This is a genomic window from Ruegeria sp. D3, assembly GCF_056534465.1.
The window spans coordinates 119,559-144,339 of record NZ_JBQFPK010000007.1; the positions used below are offsets into that span (position 1 = coordinate 119,559).

General features: G+C 55.9%; 25 protein-coding genes. 19 read left to right on the top strand and 6 right to left on the bottom strand.

The features are described 5' to 3' along the window. Nucleotides 1–130 precede the first annotated feature (130 nt). Together ACR0DX_RS11930 and ACR0DX_RS11935 are read left to right on the top strand one after the other, a co-directional pair. Nucleotides 131–1,231, top strand: coding sequence for a PQQ-dependent sugar dehydrogenase (locus ACR0DX_RS11930; protein WP_170354161.1), 1,101 nt, complete (start codon nt 131–133; stop codon nt 1,229–1,231). Between the two features lie 80 nt (nt 1,232–1,311). Beyond that, entirely contained in the window at nt 1,312–1,839 is a 528-nt protein-coding gene (locus ACR0DX_RS11935) for a GNAT family N-acetyltransferase (RefSeq protein ID WP_170354162.1), read from the top strand. A gap of 6 nt (nt 1,840–1,845) precedes the next feature. Here ACR0DX_RS11935 and ACR0DX_RS11940 read toward each other — a convergent pair whose 3' ends face one another. Further along, the gene (locus ACR0DX_RS11940; protein WP_170354163.1) at nt 1,846–2,850 is read right to left on the bottom strand and encodes a GlxA family transcriptional regulator; all 1,005 of its coding nucleotides are present in this window, start codon (nt 2,848–2,850) and stop codon (nt 1,846–1,848) included. Between the two features lie 169 nt (nt 2,851–3,019). Here ACR0DX_RS11940 and ACR0DX_RS11945 point away from each other — a divergent pair, with 169 nt between their 5' ends. Then, nucleotides 3,020–4,390, top strand: coding sequence for a class II 3-deoxy-7-phosphoheptulonate synthase (locus ACR0DX_RS11945; RefSeq protein ID WP_170354164.1), 1,371 nt, complete (start codon nt 3,020–3,022; stop codon nt 4,388–4,390). 217 nt (nt 4,391–4,607) lie between these two features. Here ACR0DX_RS11945 and ACR0DX_RS11950 read toward each other — a convergent pair whose 3' ends face one another. Continuing rightward, nucleotides 4,608–5,282: a PAS domain-containing protein gene (locus ACR0DX_RS11950; RefSeq protein ID WP_170354165.1), complete on the bottom strand. Its 675-nt coding sequence runs from the start codon at nt 5,280–5,282 to the stop codon at nt 4,608–4,610. 255 nt (nt 5,283–5,537) lie between these two features. Here ACR0DX_RS11950 and ACR0DX_RS11955 point away from each other — a divergent pair, with 255 nt between their 5' ends. The 12 genes from ACR0DX_RS11955 to ACR0DX_RS12010 all read left to right on the top strand — a co-directional run bounded on the left by ACR0DX_RS11955 (nt 5,538) and on the right by ACR0DX_RS12010 (nt 17,257). Beyond that, nucleotides 5,538–6,416 (top strand): YicC/YloC family endoribonuclease, encoded by an 879-nt coding sequence (locus tag ACR0DX_RS11955; protein ID WP_480846245.1) that lies wholly within the window; start codon nt 5,538–5,540, stop codon nt 6,414–6,416. Between the two features lie 15 nt (nt 6,417–6,431). Continuing rightward, on the top strand, nt 6,432–7,073 hold the full coding sequence (gene gmk / locus ACR0DX_RS11960) for a guanylate kinase (protein ID WP_170354167.1): 642 nt from the start codon (nt 6,432–6,434) through the stop codon (nt 7,071–7,073). Further along, nucleotides 7,070–7,591 (top strand): gamma carbonic anhydrase family protein, encoded by a 522-nt coding sequence (locus ACR0DX_RS11965; RefSeq protein WP_170354168.1) that lies wholly within the window; start codon nt 7,070–7,072, stop codon nt 7,589–7,591. The genes gmk and ACR0DX_RS11965 overlap by 4 nt, the downstream gene beginning before the upstream one ends. A gap of 22 nt (nt 7,592–7,613) precedes the next feature. After that, complete coding sequence (locus tag ACR0DX_RS11970; RefSeq protein WP_170354169.1) at nt 7,614–8,660, top strand: PAS domain-containing sensor histidine kinase; 1,047 nt, start codon at nt 7,614–7,616, stop codon at nt 8,658–8,660. A 197-nt stretch (nt 8,661–8,857) separates the two neighbouring features. Next, complete coding sequence (locus tag ACR0DX_RS11975; protein ID WP_170354170.1) at nt 8,858–9,898, top strand: substrate-binding domain-containing protein; 1,041 nt, start codon at nt 8,858–8,860, stop codon at nt 9,896–9,898. Nucleotides 9,899–9,979: 81 nt separating this feature from the next. Then, nucleotides 9,980–11,452, top strand: coding sequence for a phosphate ABC transporter permease subunit PstC (gene pstC / locus ACR0DX_RS11980; RefSeq protein ID WP_170354171.1), 1,473 nt, complete (start codon nt 9,980–9,982; stop codon nt 11,450–11,452). After that, nucleotides 11,449–12,810, top strand: a complete 1,362-nt coding sequence (gene pstA / locus ACR0DX_RS11985; protein ID WP_170354172.1) for a phosphate ABC transporter permease PstA — start codon at nt 11,449–11,451, stop codon at nt 12,808–12,810. The genes pstC and pstA overlap by 4 nt, the downstream gene beginning before the upstream one ends. A 10-nt stretch (nt 12,811–12,820) precedes the next feature. Beyond that, nucleotides 12,821–13,618 carry a phosphate ABC transporter ATP-binding protein PstB gene (gene pstB / locus ACR0DX_RS11990; protein ID WP_170354173.1) on the top strand — a complete coding sequence of 266 codons (798 nt, stop codon included), beginning with the start codon at nt 12,821–12,823 and terminating at the stop codon, nt 13,616–13,618. A gap of 16 nt (nt 13,619–13,634) precedes the next feature. Beyond that, on the top strand, nt 13,635–14,345 hold the full coding sequence (phoU, locus tag ACR0DX_RS11995) for a phosphate signaling complex protein PhoU (RefSeq protein WP_170354174.1): 711 nt from the start codon (nt 13,635–13,637) through the stop codon (nt 14,343–14,345). Nucleotides 14,346–14,348: 3 nt separating this feature from the next. Continuing rightward, the gene (gene phoB, locus ACR0DX_RS12000) at nt 14,349–15,038 is read left to right on the top strand and encodes a phosphate regulon transcriptional regulator PhoB (RefSeq protein ID WP_170354175.1); all 690 of its coding nucleotides are present in this window, start codon (nt 14,349–14,351) and stop codon (nt 15,036–15,038) included. A gap of 110 nt (nt 15,039–15,148) precedes the next feature. Beyond that, a complete protein-coding gene (locus tag ACR0DX_RS12005; protein WP_170724302.1) occupies nt 15,149–16,378 on the top strand; it encodes an acyl-CoA dehydrogenase in 1,230 nt (409 codons plus the stop codon). 111 nt (nt 16,379–16,489) lie between these two features. Continuing rightward, nucleotides 16,490–17,257 (top strand): SDR family oxidoreductase, encoded by a 768-nt coding sequence (locus ACR0DX_RS12010; protein ID WP_170354177.1) that lies wholly within the window; start codon nt 16,490–16,492, stop codon nt 17,255–17,257. Here ACR0DX_RS12010 and ACR0DX_RS12015 read toward each other — a convergent pair. Together ACR0DX_RS12015 and ACR0DX_RS12020 are read right to left on the bottom strand one after the other, a co-directional pair. Next, on the bottom strand, nt 17,254–18,123 hold the full coding sequence (locus ACR0DX_RS12015) for an acyl-CoA thioesterase (protein ID WP_170354178.1): 870 nt from the start codon (nt 18,121–18,123) through the stop codon (nt 17,254–17,256). The genes ACR0DX_RS12010 and ACR0DX_RS12015 overlap by 4 nt on opposite strands. A 49-nt stretch (nt 18,124–18,172) precedes the next feature. Further along, nucleotides 18,173–19,348, bottom strand: coding sequence for a serine hydrolase domain-containing protein (locus ACR0DX_RS12020; protein WP_480846252.1), 1,176 nt, complete (start codon nt 19,346–19,348; stop codon nt 18,173–18,175). Between the two features lie 240 nt (nt 19,349–19,588). Between ACR0DX_RS12020 and ACR0DX_RS12025 the strand changes: the two genes are divergently transcribed. Next, on the top strand, nt 19,589–20,185 hold the full coding sequence (locus ACR0DX_RS12025) for a DsbA family protein (protein ID WP_480846254.1): 597 nt from the start codon (nt 19,589–19,591) through the stop codon (nt 20,183–20,185). Nucleotides 20,186–20,204: 19 nt separating this feature from the next. Here the strand turns inward: ACR0DX_RS12025 and ACR0DX_RS12030 are convergent, their stop codons facing one another. Both ACR0DX_RS12030 and ACR0DX_RS12035 read right to left on the bottom strand, forming a co-directional pair. Further along, the gene (locus ACR0DX_RS12030) at nt 20,205–21,233 is read right to left on the bottom strand and encodes a phosphotransferase (RefSeq protein WP_170354181.1); all 1,029 of its coding nucleotides are present in this window, start codon (nt 21,231–21,233) and stop codon (nt 20,205–20,207) included. 22 nt (nt 21,234–21,255) lie between these two features. Further along, nucleotides 21,256–22,074, bottom strand: coding sequence for an SDR family oxidoreductase (locus tag ACR0DX_RS12035; RefSeq protein WP_170354182.1), 819 nt, complete (start codon nt 22,072–22,074; stop codon nt 21,256–21,258). 138 nt (nt 22,075–22,212) lie between these two features. On the opposite strand from ACR0DX_RS12035, the gene ACR0DX_RS12040 reads away from it, so the two are divergent. From ACR0DX_RS12040 to ACR0DX_RS12050, 3 genes are all read left to right on the top strand, one after another. Further along, nucleotides 22,213–23,208, top strand: a complete 996-nt coding sequence (locus ACR0DX_RS12040) for an NADPH:quinone oxidoreductase family protein (protein WP_170354183.1) — start codon at nt 22,213–22,215, stop codon at nt 23,206–23,208. Between the two features lie 124 nt (nt 23,209–23,332). Further along, complete coding sequence (gene aroQ / locus ACR0DX_RS12045; RefSeq protein WP_170354184.1) at nt 23,333–23,782, top strand: type II 3-dehydroquinate dehydratase; 450 nt, start codon at nt 23,333–23,335, stop codon at nt 23,780–23,782. After that, entirely contained in the window at nt 23,779–24,534 is a 756-nt protein-coding gene (locus tag ACR0DX_RS12050; RefSeq protein WP_170354185.1) for a LuxR family transcriptional regulator, read from the top strand. Before aroQ ends, ACR0DX_RS12050 begins: the two co-directional genes overlap by 4 nt. Nucleotides 24,535–24,781 lie beyond the last annotated feature (247 nt).

Sequence of the window (24,781 nt, forward strand, 5' to 3'; positions counted from 1 at the left end):
ACGTATTCGTTCTGGTCACGACCCTAGGCAAGCTGTTCGGAAAAGAAAAGTCCTAACGAAAACGTGTTTTTGTCGAGAGGAAACCTATTTGTTTTCTTAGTGCTAACACAGCGGTTCCAAGGTGAAAAACATGACGGTTCGGGTATTTGCGATTCTTGTTTTTATGTTCGGCACGGGTTCCGCTTCGGCGGATACGCTGAAAACCTCCGCCGGGAATGTTCAGGTCGACACGATGGTCGAGGACCTGGATACGCCATGGGCCATCGGTATTCTGCCCAACGGCGCATTTCTCGTGACCGAACGGGATGGTGAGTTGTTGTATGTCGCAGAAGGAACAGCCAACCCTGTGCGCGATGTTCCGAAAGTGGTTGCGAACGGGCAGGGTGGGTTGCTGGATGTCACGGTACCAAAGGATTTTGACCAGAGCCGTGAAATTTTCCTGACATTTTCAAAATCACAGCGGGGTGGTGCTGGGACTGCACTTGCCGTGGCGCGTTTGTCGGAAAGTGGAGATCGTTTGACGAACCTACGGGTGATTTTTGAGGCGCTGCCGGGAGGCTCGGGCGGTCGCCATTTCGGCTCGCGGGTGGTCGAAGCGACGGACGGGAGACTGTTCGTCACAATCGGAGATCGCGGTGATCGTCCTCAGGCGCAAGACAGGTCGAACCATATTGGTACAGTGGTCCGCATCAATCGCGACGGCTCTGTCCCCGCGGATAACCCGTTCGTGGGCCAAGCCGATATTCGGCCCGAGATTTGGTCCTATGGGCACCGAAATCCACAAGGTGCGGGGCTGGACGCCCAAGGCCAGCTTTGGACATCGGAACATGGTGCGCGCGGAGGCGACGAAGTGAACTTGATCCGCCCCGGCTTAAACTATGGATGGCCCGTGATTTCATACGGAAAGCACTATTCCGGACAAAGTATTGGCGAAGGTACCGCCAAGGACGGAATGGAGCAGCCGCGTCACTATTGGGATCCGTCCATCGCTCCGTCCGGCTTGTTGGTCTATTCGGGAAAACTGTGGCCGCAATGGGCAGGGGATATTTTCGTTGGATCTCTTAAGTTCGACTATATCGCCCGACTAACAGGTGCCCCCCTGAAAGAAGTCGAACAGATCAAAGGCCCCGAAACGGAACGCGTTCGGGATATCGTCGAAGCACCGGACGGAACGATCTGGTTCATTTCCGTGGGACAAGGAGCCGTTTTCCGGCTTTCGCCTGACACATAGGGTGCTGGCCTCGATCCTTGACTGTTGACCCTGAACCAGGCTTGTTTTGGGGCATCAGGGTCATATCAGGGTGCTGTCCATTGCGCGACTTCTCGATAGAAATGTGTGACGACCTGCCAGATCACGAGGAGCTGAACGGAATCCTGTCCCAGTACTATGCGTTGATCGTTCAACGCATGACGGCCATGGGGTTTGAAATAGACCCGGCTGCTCCGAAAAGCGCATTGGCAGAGTTTTGGGCGCGGTCGGATGACTATCTACCGCCGAACGGGTGCCTGGTTCTGGCGAGAGGCCGCACAGGTCAGATCATAGGATGCGGCATGATGAAACGTCTGGATAAGGAAACTGGTGAACTGAAACGGGTGTTCGTGACAGAAACTGCGCGCGGTACAGGTGCAGGGCGAGCCTTGATTCAAGCGCGAGAGGACGCGGCGCGTTCCTTGGGGCTAAAGCGCCTGGTGGCCGACACGCTTACGCCGAATATCGAGATGCGGAACCTCTATCCGAAATTGGGATTTGAAGAGCTTTCCGAACCCATCGAGACGACCACCTATTTGGATCAGCCTATGCTGAGGCCGCATCTACACTACTTTGCTAAGACCCTATAAGCCTGGTCAGACGGAAAGCCGCCCGGCTTGGGCTCCGCGTTCGCGGTACGGCGTCGTGTTGTAATGCGCACGATAGCATTTCGAGAAATGGCTGGGTGAGGCAAAGCCACAGGCCAGGGCCACGTTGATCACACTCATATCGGTTTGCATCAGCAAGTTGCGCGCCTTGTGCAGGCGCAGCTCCATGTAATACCGCTTGGGCGACCTGCTTAGATAGCGGCGGAACAGGCGTTCCAACTGACGGGTCGACATACCCACGTCTTTGGCCAGAATCGAGGGCGAGATCGGCTCTTCGATGTTCTTTTCCATCATCAGGATAACTTGGCTAAGCTTTGGATGCCGAACGCCGATCCGGGTAGGTGTGGACAGACGCTGAGTGTCCTGATCGGTACGGATCGAGGAATAGATCATTTGATCGGCGACGGCATTGGCAAGATCTTCACCGTAGTCATCGGCAATAATCTTCAGCATCAGATCAATCGACGACGTCCCGCCCGCCGTTGTCATCCGGTTTCCATCAATTTGGAAAACAGACTTGGTCAGCTCGACCTCATCAAATTCCTCAACAAAGCTGTCTGCGTTTTCCCAGTGAATGGTTGCGCGTTTACCGTCCAGCAAACCAGCTTTAGCCAACGTATAGGCAGCTGTGCACAACCCCCCGATCTTGAGGCCACGCCGTGCTTCACGCCGGACCCAGTTCAGAACCTTTTTGGTTGTCGCGGCCTGCACGTCGACGCCACCGCAAATCATCACAACGTCATCGCGCTGCAACTCATTTAGGTCGGTGTCCAACTTAAACTCGGTCCCGGCCGAGCATTTGACAGTCTCGCCGCCTTCGCCGGCGAAGGTCCAGGAATACAGATCTTTGTCAGCCATCCGGTTCGCGATACGCAAACTGTCCAGCGCCGAAGCGAATGACAAAAGCGAAAACTTGTCCAGCAGGACAAATACGAAATTCCGGGGGTTGGCCGCAGTGTCTTGCACCGTGACAACTTGGCGTTGCTCTTGCATGGCGAGGTGTCCTTGATTCGGCGCCTGATGACGTTGCGTCTGGCGACAGATGTGACAGCCACCATGATCAAAGGTTGTTTAGGTCGTCAAGGGGCGCAAATCGGATATGGTCACTCTGCAATGCATTTTGTATAGAGACGACCTGAATACTTCAGCGGAGATCAAAGCTATGACCGAGTGGCAAAAAACGAACTGGCGCAGCAAGCCCCGGGTTCAGATGCCAGACTATACCGACGCGGCCGCGCTGGCCAAGGTCGAGGCCCAGCTTGCACAGTATCCCCCGCTGGTTTTTGCGGGCGAGGCGCGACGCCTAAAACAGCAACTGGGTGCCGCTGGCCGCGGCGAGGCATTCCTGCTGCAGGGTGGGGATTGTGCTGAAAGCTTTGAACAATTCAGCGCGGATGCGATCCGTGACACCTTTAAAGTAATGCTGCAGATGGCCATGGTTCTCACCTATGGCGCCAAGGTGCCGGTGGTCAAAGTGGGCCGCATGGCGGGTCAATTCGCCAAACCGCGCAGCGCGCCGACCGAGGTGATTGATGGCGTGGAGCTGCCCAGCTACCGTGGTGACATCATCAACGAGTTGGCCTTTACGCCCGAAGCCCGTATTCCGAATCCATCGAAAATGCTGCAAGCCTACACTCAGGCGGCGGCCACGTTGAACCTGTTACGGGCATTTTCGACCGGTGGTTTCGCCGATATGAGCCGCGTCCATTCCTGGACGCTGGGCTTTACCGACGATCAGGACGTTCAGAAATACTCGGAAATCGCAGACCGCATTCAGGATTCCATCGACTTCATGGATGCTGCCGGGATCAATGCCGATACCACGCATGAATTCTCGACTGTCGAGTTCTACACCAGCCACGAAGGGCTGCTGCTTGAATACGAAGAGGCGCTGACCCGTCTGGATTCGACATCCGGCAACTGGCTGGCCGGCTCGGGTCACATGATCTGGATTGGCGACCGTACCCGTCAGCCCGACGGTGCGCATGTGGAATTCTGCCGGGGCGTACAGAACCCGATCGGTCTGAAATGCGGTCCGACCACGACCGCCGAAGACCTCAAGGTTTTGATGGCCAAACTGAACCCCGAAAATGAAGAGGGCCGCCTGACCCTGATCGCACGCTTCGGTGCCGGTAAAGCGGGTGAGCATCTGCCGCGTCTGGTCAAAGCGGTCAAGGAAGAGGGCGCCCAGGTCACTTGGGTCTGCGACCCGATGCATGGCAACACGATCAAGTCGGCCACGGGATACAAGACCCGTCCGTTCGATTCGGTCCTACGCGAGGTGCGCGACTTCTTTGGCGTCCATCAGGCCGAAGGCACGATCCCCGGTGGCGTGCATTTCGAGATGACTGGTCTGGACGTCACCGAATGTACCGGAGGTATTCGCGCCGTAACGGAAGAGGATCTCTCGGATCGTTACCATACTGCTTGCGATCCACGCCTGAATGCGTCGCAGTCGCTTGAACTGGCATTCCTTGTCGCGGAAGAGCTTACGTCATTGCGGCGCAATCGGACTAAGCGCGAAGCCGGTTAACGGGGCGCGAATATTCCAAACGAATGAAAGCAAGGCGTCAAATGACTGTTGTTGTTTGACGCCTTATTTGCAGAACCTTGAACCAATATCCAATCCTCGCACGCTGTTGCGTTTGGACGCAGCGCCCTAACGCAAGGTCGGGCGCTACTGGAAAACCGGTCAGATCCTCCACCTTCCTTTTTCCGAAGGCGCCAACTCGGACCAGGCGCCAACTCCGTTAGTCATCACGCGAAACGACCAATCGTAAATGCGAACCGGGACGGCTGAATTCTACGGAGTCTTCCGCAAAACCTGTCGGTTCCGGCGCTTGACGCTTGCTGGGGGCCTGAACTTCGGACACAGGGCGGAGCTTGCGATCGCGCACGCCAAACCGACGTGGTGTGGGGCCTGTTGGGCCGTCGCTGACCATAACGCCTAACACCCGGCTGATGTCGCCGAGATCGCTTTTCAGCGGCAAGAGTATCATCCGCGCCTCCAGCCGAAGACGACCCAGCGCTCCGGTCGACATCAGACCCAGCTCGGCAATCGCGGGGCCGCCAAAGACCTGTTCCAGTGTATCGGTGACCTGTTCACGCGCTTCTGCTTCGAAGAACGCGGTCAGAGGCATTCCACGGACCTCCATACCCGCAAGTTTGTTCAGATGACTGCCCGCCAGTCGGAAACGTGCCAAGCCGGGCGCGATGCGTTCAAGGATAAAGGTATATTCCAGTATGCTCTCAAGCCCGCGCGGGTCGATTTGAGCGCGCATAGGAACACTGTCGCCAGTCAGCAGCGCTGTCCAATATGCCTCGGCCTGCCGGATGGGCGACAGGCTGCGCCCACTGTCGAATCGATCCATAGCGACGATCTTTCCAAAACTTGACCCGGATCCGTTCCCGAAAAAGGTTTTCATTTCATCACCCTAGCATCAATCGACCACGATTTTCATAAAATGCCAGATACCGGGGGCATCACTGACTGACCAGTCCTGACGGTGATCAAATTGACACGGGTTGAGTCAATTTTGGACTAATTCTTTAATGAATGGTTAACTTGTCGGCTTTGCCGTCAAACTCAGCAAACTCTTGCTCTGAAGCGGCCAATGCCATTAGGTGCGCCAGGCAGGCAAACGCAGGCGTAGACAGAAGGAACCGGCATGATCAGATCCATGACCGCATTTGCATCGGGTAAAGGCGCGTTGGGCCCGCATAGCTGGACGTGGGAACTGCGCAGCGTCAACGGCAAGGGTCTTGATCTGCGATTGCGGATGCCGGACTGGCTAAGCGGACTTGAAGCCGCCTTACGGGCAGAGCTTTCAAAATCGTTGAGCCGTGGAAACGTAACCCTTTCTCTGCGGCTGTCTAAAGACGAAACCGCACCTGATCTGATGCTGAACGAAACCGCAATGTCTGCGGTACTGGATGCTTTGGTACGAACACAGCAATTGGCGTCGGCACGTGATGTGACACTTGCCCCATCTTCAGCGGCCGAGTTGTTATCGCTCAAAGGTATGTTGGATGCAGGCAGTGATATTGACGACCCCGCGCCTCTGGTCGCGCACCTGGTGGTCGAGTTTAAGGACGTCCTGAGCGATTTCATCCAAATGCGGGAAAGCGAAGGTCAGGCATTGGGTCGGGTCTTGGGTGGGCAGCTGGACCAAGTTGCCAGTTTGACCGACCAGGCCGCAGATCTTGCTGAGCAGCGCAAAGACAAAATGGCAGAGGCCCTGCGCGAAAACCTGTCGCGGGTTCTGGACAACGCGCAGGGGGTCGAACCCGACCGGGTCGCGCAAGAACTGGCGTTACTCGCTGTCAAAGCCGACATCACCGAAGAGGTCGACCGCCTGAAGGCCCATGTAAGTGCAGCTCGGGACCTATTGGCGCAGGATGTCGCGGTTGGGCGCAAGCTGGATTTCCTGATGCAAGAGTTCAACCGTGAGGCCAATACATTGTGTTCTAAGGCGCAAAGCGCTGACCTGACGTCGGTGGGGCTTGAGTTGAAGGCCGTAATAGATCAGATGCGCGAGCAAGTGCAGAACGTGGAATAACGACAGGAGCCCCAAATGGCGGATCGACGCGGCCTTCTCATCATTCTGTCCTCGCCTTCGGGGGCAGGGAAATCGACGCTGGCCAAAAGGTTGATGCAATGGGATTCGGATCTGAAATTCTCGGTATCGGCCACCACTCGCGCACCACGACCGGGCGAGGAACACGGCCGCGAGTATTATTTCCTTTCGGAGGATGCGTTCAAACAGCAGGTTGCCGACGGACAAATGCTGGAACACGCGCATGTCTTTGGAAATTTCTATGGCTCACCCGCCGGTCCGGTGCGTGAGTCGATCGAATCCGGCAAGGATGTTCTGTTCGACGTAGACTGGCAGGGCGAAGTACAGATCCGAAACTCGGATTTGGGCAAGCACGCGCTTTCAATATTCATTCTTCCGCCCTCGATCCCGGAACTGCGCCGCCGACTTGAGACGCGCGGGCAGGACAGCGACGACGTGATTTCAAAACGGATGTTGAAAAGCTGGGACGAGATCAGCCACTGGGGCTATTACGACTACGTATTGGTAAATGATGATTTGGACTCGACTGAGGAAAAGCTGAAAACCATCGTCAGCGCCGAGCGGATGCGCCGCATCCAGCAACCCAGCCTTCAGAACCACGTTCGCAACCTGCAAAATGAATTTGAGGAACAATCATGACCATCTACGCCCTGGGGGATCACGCACCGCAGCTTCATCAGGATACGTGGGTCGCACCTGACGCAAATCTGATCGGGAAAGTGGTGTTGGAAGAGGGGGCCTCGGTTTGGTTTTGCAGCACACTGCGTGCCGATCACGAGGAAATCCGTTTAGGCGAGGGCAGTAACGTTCAGGAAAACTGCGTCATGCATGTCGACCCGGGTTTTCCGCTGACCATTGGCAAGAACTGTACGATTGGTCACAAGGTCATGCTGCACGGCTGTTCGATTGGCGAAAACTCCTTGATCGGAATGGGGGCCATTGTTCTGAACGGGGCCAAAATCGGCAAGAACTGCCTGATCGGAGCCGGAGCCCTGATCACTGAAGGTAAGGAAATCCCCGACAACTCGTTAGTCATGGGATCGCCGGGTAAGGTCATTCGTCAGTTGGATGACGCGGCCGCGCAGAAACTGACGCTCAGTGCGTTGCACTACCAAAGCAATATGCGCAAATTCCGGGACACCATGAAACCGGTCTGAATGCCTGCAAGAGTTGACGTCCATGTCCGAAAACCTTCTTGCCGAATTCGTGTCGGCCATTCCCATGCCTGCTTTGCTGGTCGATCAGACCGAGCGGATCATTGCTGCGAACACGGACGCCACGACGATGTTGGGCAAAAACATCGAGACCCGCCACTTCGCGACGATCCTGCGGCAACCGCAGGTTATCGACGCGATGGAACAGAGCTTGCGTTCGAAAGGCACCACCCGAACCCGACATCTGGCAAATGACGGGGCGCAGGATACAACCTTCGAAGTTGAATGCCGGTATATGAACGGGGTGGGGGCCGTCTCGGGTGGGGCGGTTCTGGCGACGTTTCAGGACGTGACACATCTGGAACAGGCCAGCCAGATGCGACGAGACTTTGTCGCCAATGTCAGCCACGAGCTGCGCACGCCGCTAACAGCTTTGATGGGGTTCATCGAAACGCTACGCGGACCCGCACGCGATGATGTCGCCGCCCGGGACAGGTTTCTGCAGATCATGACCGACGAGGCCAGCCGCATGAACCGTCTGGTCGACGACTTACTTTCACTGAACCGCGTGGAAAGTGAAGAACGGGTGCGCCCGAAAGAGCAGTTGGAACTGATCGGGCTGTTGCAATCCATTATCAATTCCTTGCGCCCCCTAGCAGAGGACGCGGGCGTCGAGCTGGTTCTCAGCGAAACGCACGGGCCTGTGTCGATAGTTGGCGACAGCGATCAATTACGGCAGGTTTTTACCAACCTGATTGAAAACGGAATAAAGTATGGTGGCAGTGGTGGGCGTGTAGACGTTCATGCAACGGCCTCGGACCGGGATACGGCGATGCGGGGACCCGCAGTGCGGGTTCAGGTGATAGACAAAGGGCCGGGCATTGATCCCGTTCACCTGCCGCGCCTGACAGAACGATTCTATCGCGCGGACAGTCACAGGTCGCGGCAACTTGGTGGAACAGGGTTAGGGCTGGCGATTGTGAAACACATCGTGAATCGCCACCGCGGGCGGCTTAGGGTCGAAAGCGACTTGGGGAAAGGCTCTGTTTTTACTGTCATTCTGCCCCGATGACATCAAGTTCATGATACCTCTGAAAGTCTGACCAAGTTGTCTGCTTTCTTTACGTTTACGCTGGGTCACGATGAAACAAATTCAGTTGTCATAAAACCGTTACAAACTTGTCACAAAAGGCTTACGCGCGGCTTCTAGGGGTTCGCCCAAGATCATCATGGGGGTGATCATTTGTTATCTTTCTCAAGGAGACTGAGATGTCCTTTGTAAAACTGTCGGCTTCTGCTCTGGCGATTGCTGCCGTTTCGGCCACTACTGCTGCTGCACGTGATCAAGTTCAGGTTGCCGGTTCCTCGACCGTTCTGCCTTACGCCTCAATCGTTGCCGAAGCCTTCGGTGAAAACTTTGACTTCCCGACACCGGTTGTTGAATCGGGCGGTTCCTCGGCTGGCCTCAAGCGCTTCTGCGAAGGTGTTGGCGAAAACACCATCGACGTGGCCAACGCATCGCGCGCCATCCGCGAAAAAGAGATCAAAGCCTGCGCCGAAAACGGTGTAACCGACATCATCGAAGTTCAGATCGGTTATGACGGCATCGTTTTCGCATCCGACATCAACGGCAACTCTTTCGAGTTCACGCCGGAAGACTGGTACAAAGCGCTGGCCGCGAAAATCGTCGTAGACGGTGAAGTTGTCGACAACCCCAACAAGACCTGGGCCGACGTAAACCCGGACTTCCCGGCGCAGCCGATCGCAACCTTCATCCCCGGCACCAAGCACGGCACCCGTGAAGTGTTCGAAGACAAGGTCATCCTGGCAGGTTGTGAGCACCTGGGCGATTTCGAAGTGTTCAAGGCAGCAGCCGGCGACGACAAGAAAGCAGCCGAAAAACAGTGCATCGCGATCCGCACCGACGGCGTGTCAGTCGACATTGACGGCGACTACACGGAAACTCTGGCACGTATCGACAGCAACAAAGACGGCATCGGCGTCTTTGGTCTGGCGTTCTACGAGAACAACACCGACAAGCTGCAGGTTGCGACCATGTCCGGCATCGTGCCTTCGACCGAGTCGATCGCAACCGGCGAATACCCTGTGTCGCGTCCGCTGTTCTTCTACGTCAAGAAAGCCCATATCGGCGTGATCCCTGGCCTGAAAGAATATGCTGAGTTCTTCGTTGCGGACGAGATCGCAGGCCCCGATGGCCCGCTGGCCGAATACGGTCTGGTTTCGGATCCCGAGCTGGTAAAAGTTCAGGAAGCTGTTGCGAACGAAACCGTTCTGGGCGGCGGCTCCTAAGCCTTTAACACTTTAGAACCGGGGCGTTTCGCGCGCCCCGGTTCTTTTTGACTCCACCACTGCCATCCCCACGGAGTTCCCATGGCATTATCCTGGCTGTTGATCATCCTGCTTGCACTGGCAGTGATCGGATTTTTCACGGGCCGGTCCCGTGCTCTGGCAAGTGCCGGAGGGGATGCGCGTGATCTGCACTCACTGCCGTCCTACTATGGCTACAATGTCGCGCTGACGGCGCTGGTCCCTGCCATCGGGGTACTGATTGTCTGGTTGCTGGCGCAACCTGTTTTCGTGAACAGCACCGTGACGGGCATGATCCCCGACAGCGCGATTCCCGAAGGGTCCGACCGGGGCCTGATCATGAGCGAGGTCCGCCGGGTGGCGGATGGTCTTGAGGGCGCGGTGGCCGTCGGTGCCTTGACGCAGGCGCAGGCTCAAGACGCAAATGCTGACATCGCGCAGCTGACCCAAACGCTGAAAGACGCAGGGCAGGTGCTGACGCAGGATATCACGCAACCCATTCTGGTTGCTGCACAAACCTATCGCAGCATGACCGGAACCGGTTCGGTGGCGATGCAGGTGATCGTGCTCGCGGTCGCACTGTTGGGCGCGGCCTTTGCCTATATCCGTACGCACAAGGAGTTCCGCGCGCGTAACGTGGTAGAACAGGGCGTTCTAGCGCTGCTGCTGCTGGCTGCGTCCATCGCGATCCTGACGACCGTGGGCATCGTTCTGTCGATGCTGTTCGAGACGATGAACTTCTTCCAGCTGCATTCGTGGAAGGATTTCTTCTTCGGCAGTACCTGGGCCCCGAACTTCCGAGGGGGCTCGGAACTATCAATCCTACCGCTGTTGTGGGGCACGCTTTATATCTCATTGATTGCGCTTCTAGTGGCGGTGCCAATCGGCCTGTTCGCAGCGATCTACCTGTCCGAATATGCATCGGGTGCGACCCGCTCGATTGCCAAACCGTTACTGGAGATCCTCGCCGGTATCCCGACCATTGTTTACGGTCTGTTTGCCCTGCTGACAGTTGGCCCCGCGCTAGTGTCAGTGTTCGGCGAAGGCGGTGCATTCGGAGTGGGCTGGATGGCCAGTTCCAACGCGGTTCTGACGGCGGGTCTGGTTATGGGCATCATGCTGATCCCATTCGTGTCGTCGCTGTCCGATGACATCATCAACGCGGTGCCCCAGTCGATGCGCGACGGCTCGTTGGGTCTTGGCGCGACGCACTCCGAAACCGTCCGTCAGGTGGTGCTGCCGGCCGCACTGCCGGGGATCGTGGGTGCGATCCTGCTGGCCGCCAGCCGCGCTATCGGTGAGACGATGATCGTTGTGATGGCCGCCGGTGCAATCGCCAAATTCTCGGGCAACCCGTTCGAGGCGATGACTACCATCACAACCCGGATCGTCAGCCAGCTGACCGGCGATACCGACTTTGCCAGCCCCGAAACGCTGGTAGCCTTCGCGCTGGGTCTGACCTTGTTCATCATCACGCTGGGGCTGAATATCTTCGCCCTCTACATCGTGCGCAAATACCGGGAGCAGTACGAATGACCGATATTTCCCAAACCCCCGGCGCAGCACCTGCGGCACCTTCCAAACACGGATCGCTGTTCGAAAAGGATGCCCGTACCAAAAAACGCAATGCGGCTGAATCCCGGTTTAAGATGTATGGGATTGCTGCCATCGGTATCGGCCTGCTGATGCTGATCGTGCTGGTGACAAACATTGTGACCGCAGGCACCGGCGCGTTCCAGCAGACGTTCCTTGAACTGAATGTTGAGCTGAAAGAAGACAAGCTGGACAAGATGGGCAACCGCAATATCGAGGATATCAAGAAGGTCTCGACCTTTGGCTACGCCCCGCTGATCGCCTCGGCGATTGAGATGGAAGTGCAAGAGCTGGGTATCCAGACCGATCTTTCGCCCAAGGACATGGGTAAGATCTTGTCCAAAGCCGCACAGGCTGAACTGCGGAACTATGTGATCGCAAACCCTGATGAGATCGGCAAAACCGTCAGCTTCCGCTTTCTGGTCAACAGCCGCGTCGATGGGTACATGAAGGGCCGCGTGACCCGCGGCTCCATTGCCAATGACAAAAGCATCACGGTGGCGCAGCTGGATTTCGTAGATCAATTGCGGGATGCGGGTGTTTTGTACAAAGCGTTCAACCCCGATTTCATCTTCGGCTCTGACGCCTCCGACCAACGGCCCGAGGCCGCTGGGATCGGCGTGTCGATGCTGGGCTCTCTGTTCATGATGTTCGTCGTGTTGGCTTTGGCGCTGCCGATTGGCGTCGCGGCCTCGATCTATCTTGAGGAATTCGCGCCGCAGAACCGGCTGACAGATATCATCGAGGTGAACATATCCAACCTCGCCGCCGTACCGTCGATCGTGTTCGGTATTCTGGGTCTGGCTGTCTTCATCAACTACATGCACCTGCCGACCTCGGCGCCGCTGGTTGGCGGTTTGGTGCTGACGCTGATGACGTTGCCGACGATCATCATCTCGACCCGCGCGTCGCTCAAGGCGGTTCCGCCGTCGATCCGAGATGCGGCGCTGGGGGTAGGGGCCTCGAAAATGCAGGCGGTGTTCCACCATGTTCTGCCACTGGCTGCGCCCGGCATCCTGACCGGCACCATTATCGGTCTGGCACAGGCGCTGGGGGAAACCGCGCCGCTGCTACTGATCGGGATGGTGGGCTTTATCGCCTCGAACCCGCCCGACGGGCTGGTGGCGGGCTTCCTGTCTCCGAACTCGGCCATGCCTGCACAAATCTACGAATGGTCCAAACGCGCCGACCCAGCCTTTTACGAACGCGCATGGGGGGGCATCATCATTCTGTTGATCTTCCTTGTGACAATGAACACCATCGCGGTCATCCTGCGCCGCCGCTTTGAACGCCGCTGGTAAGGGGCTTATTATGAACGACATGACACGAGTGGAGAGAGCCGTGGACTCCAAAGCCATTAAAATCGCCGCGAACAAGGTTCAGGTCTATTACGGCGACACCCACGCCATCAAGGACGTGGATGTTCAGATTGAAGACAAGACCGTGACCGCATTCATCGGCCCGTCGGGCTGCGGCAAGTCCACCTTCCTGCGCTGCCTGAACCGGATGAACGACACGATCGACATCTGCCGGGTCGAGGGCGATATCCTGCTGGATGGCGAGGATATCTATGACAAGCGCGTCGACCCGGTGCAGCTGCGCGCCAAGGTGGGCATGGTGTTCCAGAAGCCGAACCCGTTCCCCAAGTCGATCTATGACAACGTGGCCTATGGCCCCCGCATCCACGGCCTTGCCAAGAACAAGGCGGAACTGGATGAGATCGTTGAGAAATCCCTGCGTCGCGGTGCGATCTGGGATGAGGTCAAGGATCGTCTGGACGCCCCCGGAACCGGCCTGTCAGGCGGTCAGCAGCAGCGCCTATGTATTGCCCGCGCCGTCGCGACCGAGCCTGAGGTTCTGCTGATGGACGAGCCGTGCTCGGCCCTGGACCCGATTGCAACTGCGCAGGTTGAGGAACTGATAGACGAACTGCGCTCGCGCTATTCGGTGGTGATCGTGACCCACTCGATGCAGCAGGCCGCGCGGGTCAGCCAGAAAACCGCATTCTTCCACCTCGGCAACCTCGTCGAATTCGGCGAGACGGGGCAAATCTTCACCAACCCCGAAGATCCCCGCACCGAAAGCTATATCACCGGCCGGATCGGCTGAGGACAGGTATCAGACCATGAGCGAACAACATATTGCATCCGCATTCGACCGCGACCTCGAGGCGATTCAGGCTCATATCATGAAGATGGGCGGGCTGGTCGAGGCCGCCATCATGAGCGCCGCGAGATCACTGGAGACCCGAGACGAAGAATTGGCCCAAGAAGTCCGGCAGGGCGACAAGGCCATCGACGCGTTGGAAGAGTTGATTGACGAGGAAACCGCGCGTCTGATCGCGCTGCGAGCGCCGACTGCGAGCGACTTGCGTCTGGTCCTTTCTGTCTTGAAAGTGTCCGGTAACCTTGAACGTATCGGTGATTATTCCAAGAATATCGCCAAACGGACGACGGTACTGGTCAATGCGGGCGAGATCAACGGCAGCGCCGCCGCCCTGCGCCGCATGGCGCGCGAAGTCGAGCGGATGCTTCGCGACGCTTTGGACGCTTATATCCAGCGCGACGCGGAACTGGCGACCGACGTCATTAACCGCGACGAAGAAGTGGACCAGATGTATAATGGGTTGTTCCGGGAATTTCTGACCTTCATGGCGGAAGACCCGCGCAACATCTCGTCCTGTATGCACCTGCATTTCATCGCAAAGAACATCGAACGCATGGGTGACCATGTCACCGCGATCGCGGAGCAGGTTGTCTATCTGGTGACCGGCGAACGCCCGACCGAGGCCCGCCCAAAGGCGGACACGACGTCCCAAATCCCGCAGGAGATCTGATCAATGTCTGCAGATCAGCCTACAGTTCTGGTCGTTGAGGATGAGCCAGCACAGCGTGAAGTGCTGGCCTATAACCTCGAGGCAGAAGGGTTCCGCGTCTCCAAGGCCGCCAGCGGTGACGAAGCCATGCTGCTGGTGGATGAAGACAGCCCGGATATCATCGTGTTGGACTGGATGATGCCCAACCTGAGCGGGATCGAAGTCTGCCGCCGCCTCAAATCACGCCCTGACACACGTTCAATTCCGATCATCATGTTGTCGGCCCGCACGGAAGAGGTCGACAAGGTTCGTGGTCTGGAAACCGGTGCGGATGACTATGTGGTCAAGCCGTACTCGGTGGTCGAACTGATGGCCCGTGTGCGCACGCAATTACGCCGTGTGCGCCCGGCGACTGTTGGCATTCGGCTAGAGTTTGACGATATCATCCTGGACTCGGAAACGCATAAAGTCAGTCGCAATAGCAAGCCGCTGAAACTTGGCCCAACCGAGTTCCGGCTACTGAGCACGTTCATGGAAAAACCCGGCCGTGTCTGGAGCCGCGAACAACTGCTCGACCGGGTGTGGGGACGCGACATCTATGTCGATACACGCACCGTGGACGTGCATATCGGTCGCCTGCGAAAGGCTTTGACCCAGCATGGCGGTGCAGACCCGGTCAGAACTGTTCGGGGCGCAGGTTACGCGTTGGGGTAGGGCGCATGTTACCTTATGAGTTTTTCTCATAAGGTATTGCCAAACTCTTTCTGTCTTTTACCCGTCGGTAAAGCTAGGTTGCGTCAAACCTGACAGAGCGGAGATGGACCATGAATGCCCCCGATACCAAACCGACCCTGCGCGCCAAGGATGCTCCGGACATGGGCCGGTTTGCTTGGGACGATCCGTTCCGGCTGACAGATCAGCTTACAGAAGATGAACGCATGATCGAGGCCAGCGCGCGGGCCTACGCGCAGGAAAAGCTGCAACCACGCGTCACCGAGGCGTTTCAGAATGAAGAAACGGACCCTGAAATCTTCCGCGAAATGGGCCAGATGGGCCTGCTGGGAACGACGATCCCCGAGGAATACGGCGGGCTAGGGGGCGGGTACGTCTCATACGGCCTTGTTGCGCGCGAGGTTGAGCGTGTCGACTCGGGTTATCGTTCCATGATGTCGGTTCAAAGCTCGCTGGTTATGTACCCGATCTATGCCTATGGCAGCGAAGAGCAGCGCCGCAAATACCTTCCGAAACTGGCCAGCGGCGAATGGATCGGCTGTTTTGGCCTGACCGAGCCTGATGCGGGTTCGGATCCGGCCGGTATGAAGACCCGCGCCGAGAAAATTGATGGTGGCTACCGTTTGACCGGCAGCAAAATGTGGATATCGAACGCGCCCATTGCGGATGTTTTCGTAGTCTGGGCCAAGTCCGACGCCCATGGTGGGAAAATCCGTGGATTTGTCCTAGACAAGGGGCTGAAGGGTCTGAGCGCGCCGAAGATACAGAACAAACTAAGTCTGCGCGCCTCGATCACCGGAGAAATCGTTCTGGACGGCGTTGAGGTGGACGAGACTGCACTGTTGCCGCATGTTCAGGGCCTGAAAGGTCCTTTTGGTTGCCTTAACCGCGCACGCTATGGCATCAGCTGGGGAGTTATGGGGGCCGCTGAATGCTGCTGGCACGCTGCGCGTCAATATGGGTTGGATCGCAAGCAATTCGACAAACCTTTGGCCCAGACACAATTGTTCCAGCGCAAACTGGCCGACATGCAAACCGAAATTGCACTTGGGCTTCAAGGCAGCCTGCGGGTTGGACGTCTTATGGACCAAGCCGAAGCTGCGCCTGAAATGATCTCGCTCGTCAAGCGCAACAACTGCGGTAAAGCTTTGGACATCGCACGGTTGGCGCGGGACATGCATGGCGGCAACGGAATATCGCTCGAATTCCAAGTGATCCGGCATATGGTGAACCTCGAAACCGTAAACACTTATGAAGGCACCCATGACGTCCACGCGTTGATCCTTGGGCGCGCGCAAACGGGCTTACAAGCCTTCTACTAAATATCGCGTAATTGGTATTATGGTAATTCTATGCGTGGAATGAAATGCAACTTTTCATTCTTTACCAATACCATAGGATCACGAATTGAACCCGTGGCTCTGGAGTGATTCATGAAACTGAATGACAAAACCGTCGTTATAACAGGTGCAGCCGGAGGTATCGGCGAAGGTCTCGCCCGTCGATTTGCTGCCGAAGGTGCGACGGTTGTTTGCTCGGATCTCAATCACGCCGGTGCTGCGGACATTGCAAATGAGATTGGTGGCCACGCATTTCACTGCGACGTATCCAGTGAAGGCAGCGTCAGAGACTTAATCAATACCGTCGAAGAAGACATTGGGCCCATTGATCTTTTCTGCGCAAATGCCGGTATTTTGACGTTAGGAGGTCTGGATGTCCCCGACGAGGACTGGGACAGGATCTGGAAGATCAATGTCATGTCTCATGTTTGGACCGCGCGCCATCTGGTGCCGCGCATGGTGTCGCGTGGCGGCGGCTACATCCTTACGACTGCGTCTGCAGCCGGATTGTTGAATCAGCCCGGCGCAGCACCATACGGCGTCACCAAACACGCCGCCGTTGGTTTCGCCGAATGGCTGTCTTTGACATATGGTCACAACGGATTGCGCGTGTCTGTCTTATGTCCTCAGGCCGTCCGATCCGCTATGACCAAAGGTCATGAGACCTCGGTTGCCTCAATCGATGGCATGCTTGAGCCGGAGGACGTTGCTGATGCATGCGTCAAAGGCATAGAGGCCGAGCAATTTCTGATCCTTCCGCATCCTCAGGTGTTGGAATACATCCGACACAAAGCCGGAGACTATGAGCGCTGGCTTGGCGGAATGCGGAAGTTAAACCAAGTGTTTATCGAGAACAACTAAACTGTCCTCTTGGCTTTGCGCATCAAACCTTCTTGCGCAACCGAAGCGACCAGTGTGCCATCTTGAGAATAGATTGATCCACGGTTGAAGTTGCGCCCTCGCCCGGTCCAAGGCGAATCCATCGCATAGAGATGCCAGTTCTCAAAATGAACAGGTGCATGGAACCAAAGCGCGTGGTCCAGGCTGGCACCATTCACTTCGCCGGTGAACCAGCTTAACCCATGGGGGCGCATCCCCGAGCTCATCAGATACATATCCGACGCGTAAGTCAGAAGGAGTTGTTGTGTGATTTGATCTGCTTGTGCTGCGGCATTCATCCGAAACCATACCTGATTTCGATCGTCGGACTTTTCCGGCGCAAAAGGATTTAAATGGCTTGCCTCACGAACTTCGATCGGACGCTCTCGCAATAACTCACCCTGCAATTTTTCAGGAACAAGATCGACATACTTGTTCCTCAGATCGGTGCGCGCTGGATAATTTTCAGGCGCCTCCATCGTGGGCATTGGGTGGTGATGATCCCAACCTTCATCAACAATATGGAACGAAGCAGACATGTTCAGAATCTGTTTGCCATGCTGTATGGCGACCACGCGGCGGGTAGTGAACGAACCTCCATCTCGGGCGCGATCCACTTGATAAATAACGGGAATGCTTGGATCACCCGGCCTTATGAAATAAGCATGAAGCGAATGGCATAACCGATCATCGACGGTCCTGTACGCTGCGGCAAGGGCCTGCGATACGACCTGCCCGCCAAAGATCCGTTTGGGCGTTTCACCGCCGGACCCGGTGCCGCGATACAAGTCAACCTCCAGCCTTTCGACATTCAACAGGTCCAGCAGAACGCGTTCGGCTTCGGTCATGACAGCTCTCCGATTGAGTCGTGTGAAACAGGTATCAGCGCTGTTCCGATCAATCAATCATTGCCCCTAGGACAAGCGCCTTGAGCTCAGCGCGTGACGGATAAGAGCTGGATGGCGAGAGCTGAGTAAAGAACACGGCAGTGAGGTCATTGACCCGATCCAACCAGAAGAATGTCGAGGCCATACCACCCCAACTGAAATCTCCGACCGAGCCCGGAGTGCGTGTGCGGCCGGGGTTCATAACTACTGCTCCACCCAGACCGAACCCGGTTCCCTCCATCGGTTGTTCGGCGAAACTCTGTGGGCCCATCGATGCAATGTCACCCGGTAAGTGATTGACCATCATGAAGTCTACAGTTTTTGGCCCCAGCAGACGCTGCCCATTCTGGCTGCCTCGGTTTCTGAGCATGTCCGCAAATTTTGCGTAATCGTCAATCGTTCCAACCAGACCTCCTCCGCCCGAGAATGTGGTGGTTCGTTCAAACGGCGATGCGCCCGGTTCGTCCACTAATCTCAGAGTATCCGTGCTTTCTTTGGCGGCGTTCAGCGCCATGGCGTCGCCGGAGAGGGGTGTGTAGAGCGACGCAAACCTGTCCCCTGCCCCTTTGGGAACCCTGAATCCCGTCTCGGTCATTCCCAACGGGTCGAATATCTGAGCTGGGAAAAACTTGTCCAGCGGTTGGCCAGATGCGATTTCGACGACGCGGCCCAAAACGTCTATCCCGACTGAATATTCCCAACGGGAGCCCGGCTGAAACGCGAGCGGTAGCGTCGCCAATTCACGTACCCGGTCCTTAAGAAGGCCTTGGTCGGCTGAAAAGATGAGATCCATCTCGTTCATTGCTGCGGGAAGGACGCCAGGGTTGAACGGATAGCTGAGACCGCTGGTATGGGTCAAAAGATGGTGCAGTGTCGGGGGTTGCGTATCCTCGGTTTGATCCAGACGTTCTGCACCGGGGATCAGCGCCTGAATATTCCGAAATTCGGGAATAAAGTCGGACACTTGCGCATCTAAGTGGATCAACCCTTGTTCAACCAACATCATAACAGCGACCGATGTAACGGGTTTTGTCATCGAATAAATGCGAGCGATCGTATCTCTTTCGAATGGCAGGTTATGTTCTTTGCTGCGGTGTCCGGCAGCATGGAACAGAACCTCGTCTTGCCCTTGGCGCAAGAGAAACGAGCTGCCGGCATATTTCCGGTCATCCACGTAGCGTTGCATCCAGATCCGGATACGATCCAATCGATCAGCGTCAAAGCCAGGCGCACAAATCATAGGGGCTAGGTCTCCTGAAATACACGTGCCTTACACTGCGCAAGGACGCCCAAAATGAACAGAGGAATTCAAACAAACCCATTTAGAATGGGCTGAATACTGCGGCGAGATGGTAAGCTCGTCACACAACAGATTCGTTTTTGTGGTGAGTGCTTTTTCAACGATTACCGGTCGGGAGTGAGAAAAGTGACACAAACCATAGAATTCGTTTACGACTTTTGCAGTCCAAATGCCTATCTGGCACACAAGGTTCTTCCTGAACTGGCGAATCGCCACGATGTTTCAGTGACCAACGTCCCGGTTTTGCTAAGCACAATATTCAAAGCCACCAATAACCGGGGCCCGTTTCACGCCTATTCCGAAAACAGACAAAAAACAGCATATCTGACGCATGACTTGCATCGTTTTGCCAGGCGCCGCGGCCTGAGCTTTCACATGAGCCCACATTTTCCAGTCAATACAAAATTCGCCATGCGCGGCGCGATTTATGCCTCTGGAAAATCATGGGAAGACAGATACATAAAATCTGTTTTTGATGCAATTTGGGTGCATGGGCAAAAAGTTGATGAGATCAATGTACTAACCGAAATCCTGCAAGAGAACGGCTTGCCTGTCCGCAAACTACGCGAAGCCATCAGCAGTCCGGATGTGAAACAGCAGCTGAAGGATCAAACCAGAGCTGCTGTCAGGCGCGGAGTGTTCGGGGTGCCGACCCTCTTCAGCGGGCCCGAGATGTTTTTCGGCAAGAACAGTTTGGGGAACCTCGAACTGGAACTTGCATAGGGCCAGCATTTGAAAATCGTTAGGATGCCTTCATCGCCATCAATCCATATTGCGCGAACATCGGAACATAAGATCCCAATTTCATAGCACGTTTCGGATCAGAGGCATTACCGTCTAGAGCACGTTTGTAAACGCCCTGCAAAATACCGGCCATGCGGAAGAAGTTGAAAGCAAGATAAAACCCAAAATTGTCGATGGCCGGAAGCCCTCGGCGCTCACAGTACTCTGAGATAAACTGATGGTCCGAAGGGATACCAAGGCTTTCTCGATCTAATCCTGCCAATCCGCGACCTTCTTTTCCTGGCGGCATTTGCCACTGCATGATGACAGCGGCCAGGTCTGCGTAAGGATGTCCGATTGTCGATAGTTCCCAATCAAGAACACCTATACAGCGCGTTCCGTCACGCTCGAACAACATGTTGTCGATCCTGTAGTCGCCATGAACCAATGTCCGTTGCCCGTCATCCACAGGCAACGACGTTTCAAGAGAGGCAATCAGCCTGTCCATCTCATCGATCCGGTCGGTTTCCGAGGCTCGGTACTGCTTGGTCCACCGCGCTATCTGCCGTTCAAAGTAGTTTCCAGGAGGCCCGTAGTCAGACAGACCGACCGCGTCGATATCGACCATATGCAGTTCGGCCAGCACTCGGTTCATTTCGGCGAAAACCCCTTTTCGGGTCTCATTGCTTTCGCCGTCCATGGTGGGCTCGAGAAAACCGCGCCCTTGAAGACGTTCCATCACGTAGAATTCTGAACCAATAACGCCGTCGTCTTCGCACAGCAGGTACATCGCAGGAACAGGGACGTTGGTGTTTGCCAACGCGCGTTGAACACGAAACTCACGGTCGACAGCATGCGCAGATTTCAGCAACGTACCGGGCGGTTTGCGGCGCAGCACATAAGTCTTCGCAGGCGTGCGCAATTCGAAGGTGGGATTGGATTGCCCGACATCGAACTTGGTGGCTTGCAGCGGGCCTTGATACCCTTCCAAATGTGCGCTGAGATACCGACCAACAGCATCAAGGTCCAATGTCGAACTATTCGCCATTTCAGCTCCCTCCAATGCGATCTTAAAGCGCTTCGGCGAAAATGTTTCCGGCGGTCACAACATTGATTCCACCAGAGACAGGAATGACCGCGCCCGTTACATAACTCCCTCCCCGGCCGCACAGGAACAGCATGCATCCTGCGATGTCGTCTTCGCTGCCGACGCGGCCAAGTGGAACCGATTTACCCACCCTGTCCCGTGTATCTGTGTCGGCCGTTGCAAAGGCGGTCATCCGCGACACAAAAGGACCAGGAGCCAGCGCGTTGACGGTCACGTGATACGGCGACAGTTCCTTTGCCATGATCTTGGTCAGATGCAATACAGCCGCTTTCGAGGCCGAATAGCTGTATGCGCCATCGCCCATTGGCACCTCACCCATCACCGAGCCCACATTGACCACGCGGGCCGGGTCCTCGGGGGTTCCGGACTTCATCAAAATTGGCAACAGTTTTTGGGTCAGATCAAAGATACCCGCAACGTTGACCGACATGACTTTGTCCCATGCCTCATAGGGAAATTGTCCCATCGGCGCACCCCAAGATACACCGGCATTATTCATAAGGATATCAAGTCGGTCCGTCCGCTTTTGAACCTCGGACGCCAACGCTTCGATGCCCTCCTTTGTCCCAACGTCCCCACCGAACCCTTCGGCGGTTCCCGGCGCGTCCAGAGCGTTTAGTTCCGCGGCGACGGCTTCACACGCGTCAGCCTTACGCGAGGCAATTAGAACCCGCGCACCGGCCCGAACCAATGCCTCAGCAGCCATGCGTCCAATTCCCGTGGCGCCCCCGGTCACAAATGCTGTCTTTCCATGCAAGGAAAATAGGGTTTCGGGCGTCATAGTGTGCTCCTCGATCATTTATTTGGCGCAATCGCATGCTGCTGATCGACCGAGGGTTGCACCTCGTCGGTTTCTTGACAACACCCGCTGCTGCGCCAAACTTCCTCCTGAATCAATAACAAGGACAATAGGGCCAACATGCAAGCTTTACTCAGCGTCGCCCCGGGTGGACCGGAAACTTTGGAACTGACCACCCTGCCCGATCCGGAACCGGGAAAAGGCGAGTTGCTGATTGGCGTTAAGGCCGCTGGGGTCAATTACCCCGACACCCTGATGATCCGAGACCTGTACCAGATCAAGCCCCCCAGACCCTTTGCACCCGGTGGCGAAATTGCAGGTGAGGTTCTGGCCATTGGTGAGGATGTCGCGGGTTACGAGGTCGGGGACCGTGTTCTTGCCTTGACCGGCCATGGGGGATTCGCGACTCATATGACGATCAAGGCGTCGACAGCGGTTAAGTTTCCGCAATCGATGCCGTTCGAGGATGCCGCTTGTTTCATATTTACCTACGGCACCTCATACCATGCATTGAAAGACCGGGCGCACCTGCGGGCAGACGAAACTGTTTTGGTCCTGGGCGCAGCGGGCGGCGTTGGGACAGCTGCGATTGAATTGTCAAAGGCACAGGGTGCGCGGGTGATTGCGGCTGTATCTTCGCAAGAAAAAGCCGAATTCTGCCGTAAGATTGGCGCAGATGAGGTGATCGTCTACGACCATCAGATGGACCGCGATGCGCAGAAAGCCTTTTCGGGTGAAATCAAGGCAATGGCCGGACCTTTGGGTGTGGACGTGGTCTATGACGCGGTCGGAGGCGACTATGCCGAACCTGCACTGCGTAGTATGGCGTGGAATGGTCGATACCTTGTAGTCGGGTTTCCCGCTGGAATTCCCAAGATACCCCTCAACCTACCGCTTCTCAAAGGGTGCCAAATTGTCGGTGTCTTCTGGGGAGCATCCGTGTTCCGGGATCCAGCGGGTCACACGCAAAACATCAACGATTTGTTCAGGTTGTATGGCGAAGGCAAGATCAAACCGCAAATCAGCGCCACTTTCCCACTGGAACAAGCGCAAGACGCGCTGGTGAAGCTGGCAGATCGGTCCGTGCTGGGTAAAGTCGTCGTGTCGATGCCCTGAAACTTCCGGATCAGAGGCGGTCTACGTTGTTTAGAAACACACCTGCTCGCGTGATAAGTGCGCGGGCAGTAGACTCGGGCACCCCTTCGTGTTTAAGAAACTCATAAATGGGAACAGTGAGACGATGCACAAAGCTCTGATTTTGAACGGCCCAAACTTGAATTTGCTGGGGACGCGCCAGCCCGAGGTTTATGGTAGCACCACTCTGAAAATGGTTGAGGAATTGTGCTTTAACCATGGAAAAAAAATAGGAATTGACGTTTCGACCTTGCAGTCAAATCATGAGGGCGAATTGATCGACGCGATCCATGCGGCGAAAGGTGTCCAGAACGGGATTGTTCTGAACGCTGGAGCTTATACGCATACTTCTATTGCTCTGATGGACGCGATTTCTTCTGTCGACCTGCCGGTGGTTGAGGTTCATCTGTCAAACATTCATGCGCGAGAGCCATTCCGACACCAATCCTATATCTCAAAGGTTGCGTTGGGTCAGATTTGTGGCTTTGGAACGCGAAGCTACGTATTGGCACTGGACGCACTGGCAGGCTATCTGGACGGCGAGGTTGGCGCATGAAGCTGGACGCCTATTTGCACTTTCTCAGCTATGTCAAATCGCTTGAAGAGCTTTGGGATGCCCATTGCCGTCAGATGGCCGGATATGGGTTTGATCGCCTGCTATACGGCTTTACGCGCTACAAAACGGAAACTTCCTTAGGTGACCCCGAGGACTTCACGATCCTGACGAACCATGGCAAAGACTACTTGGATGGGTTCCTGCGAGATGGGCTTTATTTCAACGCTCCTATGTTGAAATGGGCGCTTGAGAACGAAGGCGCTGCAAGCTGGCAAATGACGCAGGACATGCTTTTGGATGGCACCCTATCGCCGCAAGAAAGGAAAGTGGTCGAGTTCAATCGGTCGTTGGGGGTCGTCGCAGGCTATACGGTCAGCTTCAACTCGGTTTCCTTTAGATCGAAAGGTGCGATCTCGCTATCTGCCTCTGGCGGCCAGTCCCAACAAGAAGTCGATGCGATCTGGGCTGAACATGGCGATGACATTCTTCTCATGAATAACGTGGCGCATCTGAAAATTCTTACGCTGCCCTACAATGCTCCTAATCGAGCGTTGACCAATCGCCAACGTGAAGCGCTGGAATGGGTTGGGGATGGCAAAACCACGCAAGATATCGCCCTGTTGATGGGCTTAACCGCAGCGACAGTCGAAAAGCATTTGAGGCTAGCCCGAGAATCGCTGTCGGTTGAAACCACCGCTCAGGCTGTACTGAAGGCGTCATTGCAGAATCAGATGTTCAAAATAGAGGCATAACACCGGGAATTTGACGCTAATTTGCATCAACTTACCCTAGGTAAGGAAAACATGACTTTCCGAATCCGGGTCTACAGTTGCAAAATGAGATTGTTCCGTGAGTGGTGGCTTTAGCCTGGGAACATTTGGTTGGATCTTTGTAATTTCAGGGCTCTCCAACCGCTCTGGCACAGGGGCGTCTATTCGTCCACGTACCTTTGCCGGAAACACTGGGGGGCCTCGACCATCCCCATCATGCGGGGCCCCC